The 16,398-nt window shown below is 47.7% G+C and carries 12 protein-coding genes; 8 read left to right on the top strand and 4 right to left on the bottom strand.

The features are described from left to right. Positions 1 to 81 precede the first annotated feature (81 nt). Positions 82 to 435, bottom strand: a complete 354-nt coding sequence (locus BUB30_RS03920) for a VOC family protein (protein WP_073131238.1) — start codon at positions 433 to 435, stop codon at positions 82 to 84. Between the two features lie 149 nt (positions 436 to 584). On the opposite strand from BUB30_RS03920, the gene BUB30_RS03915 reads away from it, so the two are divergent. Then, positions 585 to 4,667, top strand: coding sequence for a YCF48-related protein (locus BUB30_RS03915; RefSeq protein ID WP_073131236.1), 4,083 nt, complete (start codon positions 585 to 587; stop codon positions 4,665 to 4,667). Positions 4,668 to 4,733: 66 nt separating this feature from the next. On the opposite strand, the gene BUB30_RS03910 is transcribed toward BUB30_RS03915, so the two are convergent. Both BUB30_RS03910 and BUB30_RS03905 read right to left on the bottom strand, forming a co-directional pair. Continuing rightward, a complete protein-coding gene (locus tag BUB30_RS03910; RefSeq protein ID WP_073131234.1) occupies positions 4,734 to 5,345 on the bottom strand; it encodes a PAS domain-containing protein in 612 nt (203 codons plus the stop codon). Positions 5,346 to 5,442: 97 nt separating this feature from the next. Then, complete coding sequence (locus BUB30_RS03905; protein ID WP_073131232.1) at positions 5,443 to 5,850, bottom strand: hypothetical protein; 408 nt, start codon at positions 5,848 to 5,850, stop codon at positions 5,443 to 5,445. Between the two features lie 1,042 nt (positions 5,851 to 6,892). Between BUB30_RS03905 and BUB30_RS34775 the strand changes: the two genes are divergently transcribed. Further along, positions 6,893 to 7,129, top strand: coding sequence for a hypothetical protein (locus tag BUB30_RS34775; RefSeq protein ID WP_143164752.1), 237 nt, complete (start codon positions 6,893 to 6,895; stop codon positions 7,127 to 7,129). A 321-nt stretch (positions 7,130 to 7,450) separates the two neighbouring features. Here BUB30_RS34775 and BUB30_RS03895 read toward each other — a convergent pair whose 3' ends face one another. Continuing rightward, positions 7,451 to 10,486, bottom strand: coding sequence for a T9SS type A sorting domain-containing protein (locus BUB30_RS03895; RefSeq protein ID WP_073131228.1), 3,036 nt, complete (start codon positions 10,484 to 10,486; stop codon positions 7,451 to 7,453). 814 nt (positions 10,487 to 11,300) lie between these two features. Here BUB30_RS03895 and BUB30_RS03890 point away from each other — a divergent pair. The 6 genes from BUB30_RS03890 (at position 11,301) to BUB30_RS03865 (ending at position 16,307) form a co-directional block, all read left to right on the top strand. Next, entirely contained in the window at positions 11,301 to 12,833 is a 1,533-nt protein-coding gene (locus tag BUB30_RS03890; protein WP_073131226.1) for a PAS domain-containing sensor histidine kinase, read from the top strand. A 529-nt stretch (positions 12,834 to 13,362) separates the two neighbouring features. Next, a complete protein-coding gene (locus BUB30_RS03885; protein WP_073131224.1) occupies positions 13,363 to 14,028 on the top strand; it encodes a hypothetical protein in 666 nt (221 codons plus the stop codon). Further along, entirely contained in the window at positions 14,025 to 14,465 is a 441-nt protein-coding gene (locus BUB30_RS03880) for a TonB family protein (RefSeq protein ID WP_073131222.1), read from the top strand. The genes BUB30_RS03885 and BUB30_RS03880 overlap by 4 nt, the downstream gene beginning before the upstream one ends. 31 nt (positions 14,466 to 14,496) lie before the next feature. Then, a complete protein-coding gene (locus tag BUB30_RS03875) occupies positions 14,497 to 15,372 on the top strand; it encodes a hypothetical protein (RefSeq protein WP_073131220.1) in 876 nt (291 codons plus the stop codon). 70 nt (positions 15,373 to 15,442) lie between these two features. Beyond that, the gene (locus BUB30_RS35415; protein WP_143164751.1) at positions 15,443 to 15,769 is read left to right on the top strand and encodes a hypothetical protein; all 327 of its coding nucleotides are present in this window, start codon (positions 15,443 to 15,445) and stop codon (positions 15,767 to 15,769) included. Positions 15,770 to 15,854: 85 nt separating this feature from the next. Continuing rightward, positions 15,855 to 16,307, top strand: coding sequence for a hypothetical protein (locus BUB30_RS03865; RefSeq protein ID WP_073131216.1), 453 nt, complete (start codon positions 15,855 to 15,857; stop codon positions 16,305 to 16,307). The last annotated feature ends 91 nt before the right edge of the window (positions 16,308 to 16,398 follow it).

Genomic DNA, 16,398 nt, shown 5'->3' with positions numbered 1-16,398 from the left:
TCTGGCAAAAAGATGGTGTCGGAGGGCGTAAATGAGCGGGGAAACTTTGATGATTTTGAGCTGGAATCGCGGCGCCTCACCCTACCTTCGTTCGGTTAATTCGACCTTCCTGCCATCTAAATCCTGAACAATCGCTACATACCCCCACTCCGTAACCGCGGGTTCAGACACGATCGTGATGCCCCGCGATTTGAGATCTGCGATCAATACATCCAGCCGTTCGACCACAAGCCCTAAACGGGTTGTGTGATCTGGCTTCGTCACATTCTTTGACAGCGGATATATTTCGAGCGTCGGACCATCCGTAATACTCGCATAGTGGTGAGGGCCATTGCCGTGTTGGTGATAGTCGAACTGCATTCCCAACGTTGTGTAGAATTCGGCTAGTCCCTCCAGGTTATTGGTTTTGATGACAATTAAATTGAGTGAGGTCATGTCTTGTGATATTCTCCAAAGCTAAGAAGAAAGAGATACCGGGAGGGTTGCAAATGACTTGGAAACTTTGAAACGGCGTGTTGACCGCTAAGACTTCGTCGTAAATTTCTTATCATTGCGGTCCGAATAGAGACTGTAACCGCTGTTGTATGATGATCAGCTGCCAAATGCCCAAATTCACCATTTTGGTGATTGCCTTGTTATTTTTCGCTACCCCCTCATGGGCTCAAAAACAAGCCAATATCTTTTCCCTTTCAAACTACGAGCTTGACTTTGCCACGGGCACGCCTGTGCTGAATAGCGGCTTAGGATTGATCTCTACACGGAGCAAGGGCATGATTTGTGATGAAAGTGGTGCGTTGCTTTTTTATACCGACGGCTTTTCGGTGTGGAACAAAAATCACCAGCTCATGCCCAACGGCAGTGACCTGTTGCCTGCAACGTCGGTCACCACGCTTCAAAAATCCATCGTTGTCCCCAAACCCGGCAGTGCCAGTATCTTTTATATTTTTACCACCGATCCCTACAACGGGCAAACCACTTCTGGATTGTATTATAGTGTAGTCGATATAAGTCTGGCCGGCGGCCTGGGCGATGTGGTGACGAAGGGTGTAAGGCTGATCGTAAAAACGAACGACGAATTGAGTGCGGTGCTTCATGAAAATGGCAAAGACATCTGGGTGATGACCCATCAACACAATTCAGACTTGTTCTACGCCCTGTTAGTTACCGACGCGGGACCTTCGGCCTCCGTGTTCCAGCAGCACATGGGCCCAACCATTGGCTTGTCGTTCGGGCAAATGAAGTTTTCTCCCGATGGTAAGAAGCTTGCCCTGACCTACCCAATCGACAACCGGCAGGATATGATGATCGCGGACTTTGATGCGACTACAGGTGTTCTTACAAACCAGATGTTATTTTCGTTGCAAGATATCAATGGCGGCATGATCGGGCCTGAATTTTCTAGCGACGGCACGAGGGTTTACGTGGAGGGCCCATACACGGTGTTCCAATACGACGTTTCCCTGCCCACCTACACCGATATTCAGAATTCGCGGACCGCATTGAACACCGGCACGATCTACAATGTTATGTACTCGCTTCAACTCGGACCCGACGGAAGGATCTATGCCACTAAAGGCGCGGGTGGCAGCACAGCCAATTACCTGGCGGCAATCGATAACCCCAACGCACCAGCCAAAGATGTGTTGTTCAAAGAGAAGGGCGTATACCTCAATGGCGCGAGCTGCTTTGTAGTCTTCATGCCGAGTTTGATTCAGAGTTATCTCTACAAGACGAGTTTCGTAGCAGAGGGCCACTGCCAAAACGCGCCGACAACCTTTCGCATCACCAACCTGCACCAGGTGGAATCGGCCGAATGGTCGTTTGGTAATGGCGTCACATCCAACGCCCTGCAGCCGCTACCCATTACCTACACGCAGGCGGGAAAGTATACCGTCAAGCTCACGGTGTACTATAAGGGGAAACCCACAACCATCACACAAGACATCACCATTAAGGCGCAAACACCGTTTGACCTCGGCACGGACCGAATGGTGTGCCCCGGCTATAAACTTGTAGCCGACGATGGCTTTGCGGCCTATCAATGGAGCACAACGGAAACCAGTAAAAACATCGAGATAAATACCAGTGGAAAGTACAAATTGACGGCTACAAACGCAGACGGCTGCATATCCAAAGACTCCGTTCAAATCAACGTGGCGCCGCTTCCGGCCATCAGCCTGGCCGACACGATTCCACTCGCAGGCGGATCGGTGCTGCTGGACCCCGGCACGTTCAGCCATCAGGTATGGAGCACCGGCGAATCCACACCGACCCTTACGGTTACACGAGCCGGATGGTACTCGGTACTCGTAGCGAACGATTTTGGATGCCAGGCTGCGAAAAGTCTTTACGTGGATGACGGCGTACGGCTGCCCGATACGAACTCACCATGGACGTGGCTTAATCCACTGCCCACCGGCGCGACAGGTCTTGATGTTCAATTCGTAAACGAAAAGATAGGATTTATTGTGAGCAGTGGTGCCTTGCTTCGCACGACCGATGCAGGCGAGACGTGGGAAATTTATTCCAAAAAAGTGAAGGGCCGCCGCATGGTGTTCAAAAACCAAATCGGTTATGTCGTAGGCGATGCAGGGCAGATCTACAAGTCGACTCACTTCGGTGTCGGGTGGAATGCGCTGAAGCTAACCACTACCGAGAATTTCAACAGCATCACCGTAGTAAGCGACGATACCCTTCGCATAACCAGCAACAAGACGCTTTTTGCCTCTAATGACGGCGGCAAAACGTGGCAGAGCTATCCCGTGATCAACAATGCAGACGCATACTATACCGTGGTTAACGACGCTTTCTTTACCAGCGGAAAAGTAGGCCATGCTGTCTGTACTAATGGTACGATCAAAAAAACAAAGGACGGTGGCGTCACCTGGTACGCAACACTTACTTCGAATTCGATTCCATCGGACTTTTTTCGTGTTACGTTTGCCGACGCTAACGTGGGGTACGCAACGCGTGAACATAGCGATGTCTTTAAGACAACCAATGGAGGTGAAACATGGACGAAATTAACCGCCACCCTCGACGCCGCCTACACCCTGCAATTCACCAGTCCCAAAGTTGGCTTCATTGGTGGTGATGATGGCGCCATGCATAAGACGATCGATGGCGGCGCCACCTGGCAATGGATTGGCGACGGCAGAATAGATGCCAATGATATATACGGCATTTTCTTCCTCGATCTCGACCGAGGCTTTGCAACGGGTATGCGAGGTCGGATACTGAAAACCGTTAATGGAGGAAAAAGCTGGACACCCTATGCATTAACGTATAACAAAATAACGCAGATCGACTTCACCAGTGACCAAACCGGCTATGCCATTGCCGGAGGCGATCTAATCAAAACCGTCAACAAAAAAGATTGGCAGCGCATAAACGCGCCGATCAGCGGACAACGAACGGCCCGGTTTGACTTTCTAAACGACAACCTGGGCTTTGCTTCCGTAGGCTATTACGCCAACCGCCTCATGAAAACTACCGACGGAGGTAAGTCCTGGATACAGATTTATTACAATACCTATCTGTCGGGCGATTTTTCGACAATAAAATTTACGGATGAGAACACAGGTTTTATAAGCTGGGGGGGTACCACAACCCAGAAAACCACCGACGGGGGTGTCACCTGGAGAGCAGTAGCATCCGTGGGCCTGGCCGATTTACAATTTTTAAATGCGGACGTGGGGTACGCACGTACCGCTTCCTATTATCCTTCCGGGATATACAAAACCGTCAACGGAGGAGAAACCTGGACGATCGTAAAGGGAGGGGATACTGGAATCAACGCCCTTTGTTTTGTAGACGCGCTAACGGGCTATTATGTTGGCGAGGGGAATACAGTATTCAAAACAATGAACGGAGGCACCACATGGCAAAAACTGAATACGGAATATGCCGACTATGACGATGTCCATTTTGTATCGAAGGACTACGGCTATATCCTGGATGAATATGGCTACCTGCAAGTAACAAAGGACGGAGGTACCTCCTGGGCACACATTCCCAGCAGCTACTCGCAACTGCTCGAAGTGCAGGGCACGGACATTTATATTGCCGGCGAATACGGTGCTATCCTCACGTCGACCATAAGCTACGACGACGCACTACATCTTGACGACGTGTCAGTAACAGACGTGACGTTGTCCGGAGCAACGATACATTCAAAAATATTGTCCTACATGTCACTGCCACAGACCACCGTTACGCTACAGGTTGGCCGCGCGGCGGGCCTCTACGACCACACCTACAGCCTGGGACAGTATGCCGGTGTTCTGAATCAACCCCTTATCTACAACCTGCAGGACTTGGACCCCGATACGCGCTACTACTGCCGCATCACCGTCAGTGACGGCACCCGATCGATGTCCACATCGGAAACATCGTTTAGGACGTCAACCGTCACGGCCGTGGAGGAGACAGTGCAACATTTTGTATCGCTCTATCCCAATCCTGCATCGGGAACGGTCACCGTCAATGTAAGTGGTGCGTCTACGCCATTTGCGTATCAGGTATGTAGTGTAGTGGGACAACCGGTGCTCCAGGGCACGGCCACAAGCACGGTGTCCATAGATTTGTCCTCACTCAAGCCGGGATTATACTTGGTAACCGTTAGTCACCGCGGTGAAAAATCGGTTACCCGAATGGTAAAGCGGTAAAATCCCGAGAACAAACTACTAAAAGAATGGAGGCTCTCTCGTCAAAAGATGGCTTCGGCGGCCGCGTTAGTATGTGTGATCGTTAATCTGCCCAATCACATTGTCCAATTTGATCACCGTCGCCCTCAACATCTCGATGATCTCCTGCGATTGGATGCCGATCGCACTCTCATGGCTCATCAGTTGAACAAGGCCGAGTATCGTCGCTACGGGGCCTCTCAATTCGTGGCTGTTCTTAAATGAAATGATCTCCATTTTGCTCAGTTCTTCGGCGAGACGTCGTCGCAACTCGACGATCTCGGTAATATCAACCGCCGTGTTCAGGACTGTCTTTGCTTTTTGGTTCTCATCAATTTCCAGGACCGACAGCCGCACGATCGCATGAAGATAATCGCCATCCTTTTTCCGGATCCTGATCCTGCATTCTTTAAACAGCGCCAAAGGGTTTTCGACCAAAGAAGCATACGTCTTCAGCTGTGTTATTCGGTCTTCCGGATGGATTATTTTTTCAAACAGGTCATGACTCAAGGCCATGTATTCTTCCTGCGTGTAACCAATATGATCCTTCACCCAACTGCTGGTGCAAATCAATTCCCGCGTGGAGATATCGATAATGTTGATACTGATCGGGGCTACCTTCAATAGCTTTTCCAGCGCAAGATCCTTTTTAAATTCCATGACCGGGTGGGGGATGACCAGACAAAAAATGATTTAAACTAAGATAGCAGAAAAAAATCAGGATTGCAGGCGTCGAGAGAAGCAATTGGGGGAGGGGTCATTTTGATTTTATCATACACACCATCTCCTCATCCGACTTATACCATTCCACACACGGCGCGCCCATGGCCACGCGCGGGTCTTTCATCAGCGCATCGAACACATCTTTGATCGAATCGGTCTTACTCATCCAGTCGTAGACAGTGGCCGCGAGATATTCACCCTTTTCGATGGTAAGACCCATTTCACAATTGTACTTTTTTGACTCCCTCTGAAATTTCTCCGCCGCCATCGTGTAGTAGATCACGTCTTCGCCCTCCATCCAACTCACACCATAATAGGGCCGCTCAAGACCCTCGGGAAGCATCTCAATCAACGCATCGAAACTTTCTTTGATCCCCATCGGGAATGTGTGAACTCTATTGCCAAACAGGTGAAGGTCTTTTGGGAGAACAAATTTTTCCATGGTCGTACGATTTAGTTTTTACAAACGTAGCGACCTGCAATAAAAGAGGGCGAGGGTGATTGCGTCAATAGGCCAGGCTGAAAGCGACAATAAATCATCCCGTGAACGAACCAGAAAAGTGAGCTATCATTGCCTTTGCTAAAGCCCCCAAAGCCACTCTGCCTTTAAACTCCGAAGGAGTTCCCGAGCATAGCCCCCGGTGAAACCGGGGGTCAGCGTGTCAAGACATTTCAACCCTGAAAAGGTTACCTGACGCAACGACCACCCCTTGAATGAATCGTATCTTTAAATTATCGTGGGCACCAAATTGATGAGGACTTGGCGGCCCCCTCGGAAACCTCGGGCGGGCTATCCACTACAAGTCCGGCCACGCGCAAGTCCCACGCACTTCGGGCTTTCCGTTTCTATCCCTGGCCGGTCCCCGTTTAACGCGAGGGTTAGAGAATATGATTTGAACACGGAAAGGGAAGCCTGGATGGCAACAAATTTGCTATACTTGAAAGTAGATCAAGCCCCAAACCAGCGGCCGATATACCCATATTTTGACAGCAGCATGAAATACGTTTCATTATTTTTTATTACAGTAGTCGGGCTGGCTTGCGTACGTTGTGATAAGACCAGGAACAAGTCTCACGACAAATACTTATACCCGCAAGACCCAAAGCTTTCAAAATCAAACGGTGACCCCATCGACTCGTTAACACATTTTCTTCCGTCAGAAATAAAGTATGGGGACAGCGCGATCGAAACAAGGCTCGATAGTTTCCGGCTAAATTGGTACTCCTCTCAATTGTATCCCTCCAAGGAAAAGATACTATATAACTATTATCACGGGCAAAGCATTTACAGATTTACCTGGCTAAGGTCATTTCACGAGCCGGTTATTATTACGCTATCAAAAGAAGGTGACAGCGTTTGGTTAACGGTTAAAAAATTGGACAGACAACCGGACTTTATAAAAACGGTATATATAGCGAAATTTATGAAGACCGACTCGGTTGTGCAGCCCGATAGGCATGCGAGTCTTATCAAAAATGATAAGATGGAATTAACGTCAACAGACTGGAGAAACTTTGAAGAGCTTCTGATTAGCTGTGGCTACTGGAAGATGACGCCATATGACATCAGGAAACTTGGATTCGATGGCTCGCAATGGATCATTGAAGCGTCTTTCGAGGACAAATATTGGATGGTGGACCGGTGGAGCCCAAAAGGCTGCTTCAAAGAGTGTGGAGAATATTTAATAAAATTGAGCGGGCTTCAGGAGGACATTTATTGAGTGCCTACTATAACGCCCTCGGAAACCTCGGACGGCCCGCCCGTCACCGAACGTATGACTAACTCTCAGTTGAATGTACCGTGGGTACGTTCGGTCGGGCTATCCACTCCAAGTCCGATTCCGAGGGGCCCACGCACTTCGGGCTTTCCGTTTCTATCCCTGGCCGGGCAATGTTAATGTGTGATTATGAATTTTATAGAGTTTGCAAAAAAAAAGCAACTGGAGGAACATGGACATTCCACCAGTTGCTGATCATGCGTCACGCCACGAAGGATGCAGGCGCAGTGATTTTTTTAGATCATCTAAAGTTGCTCCCAGACCTTAATCAACAATAATCAATTGATGAACGCTTTTTGCGCTGCCTTTCTCGATCACCAATAGGTATACCCCCGAAGGCATAGCCGATATGTCGAACGTGTCGGCATAAGATCCCGAGCCTTTTGCGCCATTGGACAGATTCCTCACCGCCTTACCGGTGACATCGGTCAGGTAGATCTGTACATTGCCCGCAAATTCGTTCTCGTAGCTCACCGTTATATCCTTCGATGACGGGTTAGGATATATAGTTACCGCATCCTCTTTCAACAGCTCCTTCTCCGGCATGACGGCTTGCTTCGAGGTTTCGGTCGCGGCGACATGAAAGACTTTCGAAGATACGCGTTCGCCATTATTTACCGACGCGTATGCCGTATACTGGCCGGGTTTTAGCCCCGTGGCGTCAAATCGCTTGGTGCTTGAATTCAGCTCAAAGTTTTCGCCGGTTAGCCTCCAGGTATAACTTACGCCGCTCAACGTATCTTCGTAGTTGATGATATTTAAAGCGACGTCGTTGTCCTTCTTCAGAACCTCGATGTCTGGCAGGGGAGCAAAGCGCAATGCCGGCGTTTCAGTATCGGCAAGCATGCGTAAACTGGACGTGCAACTATTGTTCGCTTGTATTTTTGCCTTGAAAACAGATCCTGAAGCGGCTTTAAACCCTGGACGAAGTGTTATGGATGTCCCGGCAATGAAGTTGACCTCTGCACCGGAGGCGACAACGAAATCTGCCTGGTCTATTAATTTGTTCCAGGTTGGCGGTGTTACATTATTCCCGCTAAGAATCGTGGCGGAGGCTTTGAAGTCGCGTTTACGACCTGACACTATCGTTTTGTTCTGTAAATATTTGTTGTCTGGCATTATTTCCATGGTGGCTACTCCGTCGAAATTTGAAGTTCTTGGTATGACGTGCTTGGTATTACCAGGATTACTATAAATATCGTCGAATGGGGTTTGATTTAGTCTTACCAATTCGGCCTTTGCCCGGCTCACATTTTGATTATCGAAATAGTACAACCCATTTGTGCCGTTGATCAGAGCATCGTTTAGGGCGATAGAACTCACGGAGGGAACAAAATCAAACCGATCTCTGGTGATATAACCATCGACAGCTTTGGGGACGTTGGCAGACTGGTAGCCTCCGGGCGCAATGTCCCAGGGGTGTTGATCGAAGGTAAATGTACCCTCTTTATCCGTCGTTCTTCCTTTAGGAAGACAGGCAAGTGGGCCTGAGAACCAGATCTCAAGATCCGAAACTTTCGCAGTCGTATTTACGGGGGAAACCCAGATGTCGAAATAGAATTCAATGGCGCCGCACTGGCTTCCAATATGCGCATCAACAAACTGGTCTCCAATATTGACCGGAATGGCAGGTGAATCACTGGTGGTCTGCTGTGCACCATGATTACTTCCATTGATTAACGCAACATTTCGCGATTCTACCGGAAAGCCCGTGGTGTTCAAAAAGCTTTGAAAGCTCACGTACGCCGGGTTTGGCCCACCCGGGGCAAGATAGTGGCGAATAAGCATTTCCATAGCAGCCGGTGAATTATTGGCCTGAACGAGCGTGTTGAGATCATCGACCGTATAGGGGTCGCACCACTTGCAATCCTCTTCATCGAATATCTCTGACGGTAAGCCCCCTGCGCCAAAGGAAAATAAGTTGGTTAAATCCGTTAAAAGATCTGTGATTTCGACAAATTCTATGTCTGCAGCATCGGCGGCAAATTTTTGCATACCCAAGGGAATGTTGGCCCCTTTGTGTGGCGAATCAAAGGATACATATAAGCCTACTTCATGATCGATGTGCGCCGCGTCCATTTGCGCCAACGCGATGCGCGTAACAAGGCCACCCATACTTTCGCCCACGACAACATTTTCATAGTTGCCCGACTTTAATGAATTAATGTCGTTCAGAAGGGCCTTCAACACTTGAGCATTGTCTTCAATATAGGTGTTATTGTTTGCGAACTTTAGCAAAACAATGTCGTATCCGGCATTCATTAAATCTTCTGAAAGATTATTAAAATAAAGATTGTACATAGACGTAAAATCACTCGATCCCCCAAGCGGATTAAAACCTTCCACGATGATGACCGGGCGGTCCAGCACGCCATCACAGCCATTGTAAATTTCGTAGTAGCCATTGGGAACAGTCCGTGATCCCGCGCCGCCACCGCTGGTCACGGTGCCGGTCGTCGTGGCCCGTGGCTGCTCTAAACCCGTTACCTCGACTTTGCTATACGACAGTTGGGTTCCACTGTTTAGCAAAAGTTTGAAACGGATGCTATGCTCGCCGATGTTCTTATACTTGACTTTGACCACCTGTTCACTCAAGGCATAGCGCCGGTATCCCAAGCCGTCGCCAAAATCAATTTCCAGGCCCAGCGGCTTTTCCTTGCTGTTGCTGAAATATAGTTTTGGACTTAAGACGAAATTTGCCTCGCCGACTTTTACGGTGCCTTTCAAATTGGACACCGCCAGTAGCGTATGTCTCGCATAAGGGGCGTTTGCCTTTAGCTTGTTGCGCCCCATATCGTAATAACTAGAGATCAGTTCAGGGTCCAGATATTCACCCTCGATGTTGATAATCCCAATAGGTATCTGATCATGCGGGTAGGTGGTCAGCAACTTTTTTAAATCGGGTAATATGGATTTGCTGGCCGTTTCCGAAAGCTGCAGAGAACGATAGAGCTGCTTCCAGTCAAATGGACTGCTGATCACGAAGTCGTCTGGATTTTGATTGTCCATCGTTGACCTGATCATCCGGTCGGTCGAAATAAATCCCTTGTTCAGAATAAAGCCCGTCTTGCTGTATTGCGGATCAAACATGGCATTGTAAGGGGCCAGATCCTTGTAGGAAGTTTGCGCGTAGCCCGGAAGAAGGCAACCAACAAACAATAGCAAACCTAATCCAATCCCAGCCCTGGAGAGCCGAAAGGAATGGTTGCTGATGTTGCTTCGGTTTTCAACATGACGTGTGGCGACAAACCTTCCCGAGAGGCCGAGGCGCGTCGAAAAAAAATTCTGTAAAATTTGCATAATGGTTATGGAGTTAACGATGATTCACAACTAGGTTACGGAGGAATTACAAATAGCATTTCAAGTATACGTAATTTTTTATTTTGTTTGTGATTAAGTTTTTAAGAACAAAAAATAGTACCACCACAACGGTCGGGCGAGGGGTTTTCGTGGTATGTTGTGATCCCGACGCTCGGTCATCATCGCGCCCCTGGCTTCTCTTGACAATCAAAATCTTAAGGTAGTGGGTTAGGATCCAGGCTATTGGAGACGTAGCGGCCAAAAGACCAAATGCTTCCGGCAGCCTTCAAAAAATACACGCTGTCAAGTCGCGCCTTCAATAAAAACACCCGGCCATTTTCAGGAACCCATCGTCCGATCCTGCTGCTCTTCAAAGGCTTACACTAGTTAGGTCCGCAGAAACTATACACAAAATATTACAAGCAAAGTTCATCGGCACACCTGGACAGTCCATCGGCATACCGTCTTGGCGAAGGTGCACAACCCGTTTGCAAGAGCGGAAAACGAAACCCTGAATTTAGTTCCCATCCCAGACCGTCTTTTCCAGCCATACCTTACGTCGTTCCCGCGACACGGACCCAAGTTTTTTTTGTAAACCAGCATCTAAATCCAGCCATTCAGCGTTATACAGCCATTATCCGCTTGTGTTGGAGCCCAAGTGATAATGCCCTTAAATACTCAATTGCCTATGAATTGGCTTAGAAACGCCTTGAATCGCATCTTCCCACCCAAACCCGAGCTGATCCCGCAACCGGTGCGCGTACGTGCCTAGAGCCGTCACCGATTTTGTGACAGTTCAATCAATCACCAAAAAATGACAGGACGGATGACGCAGTTGGAGCAGAGCGATGTGAGTGTGTGGCAAGACATGTTTACATCCATCATTGAAGATGCAGATGCAAATATCTTATTGATCGATGAAGAGTTCAAGGTCATCAGCCTGAACTCCGGTTTCTATTGGATTTTCTTGGAGACCTATGGCATCGAACTCAAAAAAGGAAGCTCGCTGCTCAACGCCATGGAGCCCAAAAATCCACGGCTCACCCACGAGTGGAAAGAGCGCTGCATGATCGCCCTCAGCGGCACCCCCATCAAAGTAGAAGACATCTTCGAGATCGACGGCCGCAGCTACTACTGGGAGATCCATTTCAAATCCAGCGCCCGTCCCGACGGCTCGCAAGTCATTTCTGTTTTCAGTCGCGACATCACCGTTCGCAAAGCCTATCAACGCAAGATCATCGGCAACGAAGCCAACCTGCGGTCTATCCTCAATACCATCGAAGACAGCATTTGGCTGATCAACGCCGACTACGAGCTGATCGATTTTAATAAAGAGTTCTTTAGAAAATATAAAATGGCCTTCGGCGTTAAGTTGCTGAAGGGCGCCAACATACTGACCTTGCTCCCCGAAACCATGCCGGACCTGCGCGAAACGTGGCGGCTACGCTACGAGAGCGGGTTGAAGGGAAGACCGGGAAAATACTATGATACCTACCCGGTCGACGACAAGGAGTGGAGGACCTACGAAATTAAAACATACCCGATCGTGGAGAATGGAGAAGTAACAGGACTGACGGTATTTGCCAGGGACATCACGAACCAAACGCGTGCCGAGGACCTCTTGAAAAAACAGAACGAGGAACTGATCAAGATCAATTCCGAACTCGACCGCTTTGTCTACAGTGCTTCGCACGACCTGCGTGCGCCGCTCATGTCGGTGAAGGGCTTGCTCAACATGATCAAGCGCGACCCCGACAAAGCCAACACCGAACAATACCTCGCCCTGATCGAGCGCAGCGTGAACAAGCTCGACCATTTCATATCCGACATCATCCACTACTCGCGCAACTCGCGCATGGAGATCATGCCCAAGCGCATCGACTTCCACGAGCTGCTGGAAGAGTCCATCGAATCCCTAAAATTCATGGAAGGCGCCGAGCAAGTGAAAAGCATCAAAAACATCCAGGTGATGGCCCCGTTCTATTCCGACTACAGCCGCCTCCTGATGATCTTCAACAACATCATCGCCAACGCCGTCCGCTACCGCCACACCGGCCGCGGCAACTCCTTCCTGAAGATCGACATCATCGCCAACGAAGAAACCGCCCTCATCCGCTTCACCGACAACGGCGTGGGTATAGCAGAGGAATACGTCGACAAGATCTTCAAAATGTTCTTTCGCGCCAACGCCGACAGCAAAGGCTCGGGACTGGGCCTGTACATTGTGAAAGGGGCACTGGAGAAATTGAATGGCACGATACAAGTGCAGTCACGATTGGGGGAGGGGACGGAATTTACCATCGAGATCCCGAATGTCAGGGTTTCCGATTTGGGAGCGAACAGTTAGGAGCCAGAATCCAGAAGCCAGGAGCCAGAATCCAAATTCGGAATTCAGTAGTCAGTAGTCAGTATCCGCATTCAGTAAGTCATATCAATACTCAAGAGCTAAGGCTGGTCATTTTCATTTGACGCGCGAATAAGTGGGGCACACCCCCCACTCCGCACCCAGGCCTCACACCCACACTTCCTTCAGCATGTTCCACCAGGGCCTAAGCCTATCTTTGGCCTGGCATGGGTATGCGCGGATAGGGTTAAGCCCTGGTGGAACATGCGGGGCCCCCCGCGGCCCCGGAGCGGGGCTATGAAATGCCAAAGAGCGTGTGCACCACGCCATACTATCCCACCAAACGTTCAGCCAAGGTTCGGCGCACGCCCAGCTTAAGAAAAGATCAATGCCACCAAATTAACTCCCCATCAGGTTTTGAAATATTTACAATTCTGATCAATTTGGTCGTTGAAACATCCTTAAGGAGTGCACCAGGCATCGCCAGTACACAGATGTTGTGAGCAATGTTTATGACAAATAACACCAACGAATGCGATTATCATTGTCAATCTTGCTGGCTTTTATTTTAAACCACGGAACTTCCCAGCAACTGAATGTTAGCTATTGGACCTTCACCGAGGAAAATCAATCCATACACTACGTGACTTTTATCGATAAGGAGCATTGTCAATTGACATTTCCAGCCGGACATATGTTTCCTCCAAGGGAAGACTTTGACATGACCTACAAACGAAGTGGTGACACGATTATGTTTTCAGAGATTAAACGAAGGGGCGATTATGACTTGACTCACAAAGTAAGTGGCGACACGATTGTGTTTGCGAGGACTGGCCGGGATACGGCTAATTTTGCAGTAAGACTATTTTGTAATGCACGCTTTATTCTAAAGTCAGACAAGACCATGTATGACCTTGTTTCCGGCTACACCTACGTCGATAAAAAATCAATTAACTACAAATACACCGTTTACGCGATCGACGGGAAAATATTCAAACAAAGAACCACAAAGACGAGTTGGTTTAGTTCAATGAATATAAGAGACTACTGGAGGAGCCGCAGACTTAAAAGAAAAGTAAAACAAATCGATCCGGACAAATGTGCCATAAACATTGTGAGGGGTAAGGCTGCATACGACAAGTACGGACTCATTGGAATGAACGGGGTGATTGAAATCGAGCGTAAAGAGGTGCAATGAAAAACACGGCGGTAATTATCCTGGTGATCGTCTTCGGGCAGACCATTCAAGTCTCGGGGCAAACGATCAGTCACGCATCAGACGCTTGTGAATTAAAGTACGACAGCGCGCTGAGCAGATCGTATTATGTAACTGCAGATAGGATGCCGGACTTTAAGGGTGGTCCAAAAGCCCTAATAAAAGCAATAAACAAAAACTTGAAATGGCCTGGAGGACGCTGTGACATGGAGGGGACAGTCTTCGTGACCTGTATCATTGAAGCAAATGGAAAACTGACAAACAAAAGAATTTTAAAGGGACTTCTCGACGATAAATACTGTAACGCAGACAAGGAAGCCTTAAAAGTAATTGATCACTTAACGACCTGGACGCCTGGACAATGTGAAGGCAAAAATGTACCCGTTCAGTACGTAGTTCCCGTACGATTTAGATTCTAAACTGACGCCAACTATAAACATATAAACCCCGATGGATAAAATAATGACATTTGTCTTCGTATTTCTGGCAACCGCCAGCTTCGGCCAAAAGAAGCAAAAAGTTGATTTAGATTGGAAGATTGCGAAAGAGGAGAAACTCTCTTACTTGACCGTCATGAGCGACATAGACACCTCTTCCATAGAACTGAATTTTGGTGGTTTATTTAAATCATTTTCAGACAGCACGGGCAAAGGCATGTCCCAGGCAAAGGATTTTTTTAAAAAACTTAATGCTGCATTCAAAGGCGTGAATGTGGTTACAACATTAACGAACAAAGGAGGAGGTGTTATTGATATCGTAGCGGTTGCTAAACGGGATAAGAATGAATTTCAATCGGACACTACAGACAGCAAGCAAAACAGGATGATAAAAATGATGCAAGCCATGGGTCAGGGCGTTTTGCTCCGGGGTTCGGTTTATGAAACGGGGGGAATACACAGTTTCTGGACAAAGACCAATCAAAAGAATTTGATCTCAATATTTTTTGAGCTACCGACCAAGCCTGTTCAGGTGGGCGATACTTGGAAACTGGATGTTAATTTAATCTCCAACGATGAAAATTTTGACTGTGACAGCTCTTATAATCTCAATAAAGTAACCTTGGTGGAGATCAAGAAAATTCAAGGAGAGAATATAGCGGTTCTGAAATATGATATCGTACAGTACGTAAAAGGAAATTTTTCTATGTCGAAGTTGGGCAACGGGGGTGAGCAAACAGAAACAATGATGAAGTTAACACATCAAGCGCTTGCGGAGTTCTCCATTGACAAGGGGCGTTGGATTTCTTACGACGGCATTATGACGTTAGTAGCCTCGGGGGTCATGACGGCGAATAAGAAAACAAAATTCACGTTGATTAAAGTGTAATTGCAGTAATCAACAAGAGTTGTTTGTGAGCCAACCGTTAAATCAAGACACTTAACCAGGATAGATCACCATGACGTTAAAAGTTTGGACCATTAGCATTATTCTTTTGTCAATGGGGACCATTTCCTATGGACAAAAAAGCTCCGACAGAGTAAGCAATGAAATTTGCAAATGTCTCGAAATAAAGATCCCAATCATGGCTGAAAATGTTCATGTGAAGGACTCCATAAATGCTTGCCTTGGACAGGGCATGGCAACCGACATGGAGGGGTTAAGAAAAGAGTATAAAATGAAGGATGAAGGGATCACGGTAGAACAAATCGTAGCCATTCGAGATAGGCTTTGGAAAAAATTGGAAAAGCGTTGTGAAAAATTCAAGGAGATTCTGAATTTGTAGTTTGGTTTTTAAATAATGTAAAGATGAAGTCTTCTGGAAATTCAAAGAACCATAGCTTTGTCCCGCTCAAGCCGGCTACTGAGATATGAGAAGCACGCCATTTGTTTTAATCATTTCTGTCATCCTTTTCTGTGGATTCTCCAGCGCGCGCCGGCAAATCCAACAAATTGATCCGATTTCAGAATCAGTAGCCTTATTAAAGAAATATATCGCAGATAGCAAAAATGAAATGGTGAGTGTCAGAATAATCAATCAACACAATGGGACATACACGATTGCATCAACGCTGTGGGTGGGAACCGATAGTATAAGAGTACTTTCCTATATCATTGATATGACCGATGGAAAAAGCGACAAGATCCTCAATTTTTCAAAACAAGTTTTTTTATGGCAACTTGATAGAGCTTCTCACCCAATGAACTCGCCGGTATACGGCGGTCATCACCAAACCATCTCAATACAAAAGGGAGAGCAAGAGGCTGTATTTCGTACACTTTATGGACGGGCCCTTATGGACCTTTTGGAGGATGGGAAGTGAATAAACATCTGACCAATGCGCATAATTCATTGCCGAGGAGTTGAGTATTTGTAGGTTTAATTTACTAGCATAGCGCATAGCGTCGAATAAA

It is taken from the genome of Chryseolinea serpens, assembly GCF_900129725.1.
In the GTDB taxonomy this organism is placed as follows: Bacteria; Bacteroidota; Bacteroidia; order Cytophagales; family Cyclobacteriaceae; genus Chryseolinea; species Chryseolinea serpens.
The sequence above is the reverse complement of the archived record's forward strand: the minus strand, read 5'-3'. Positions and strand labels throughout refer to the sequence as shown.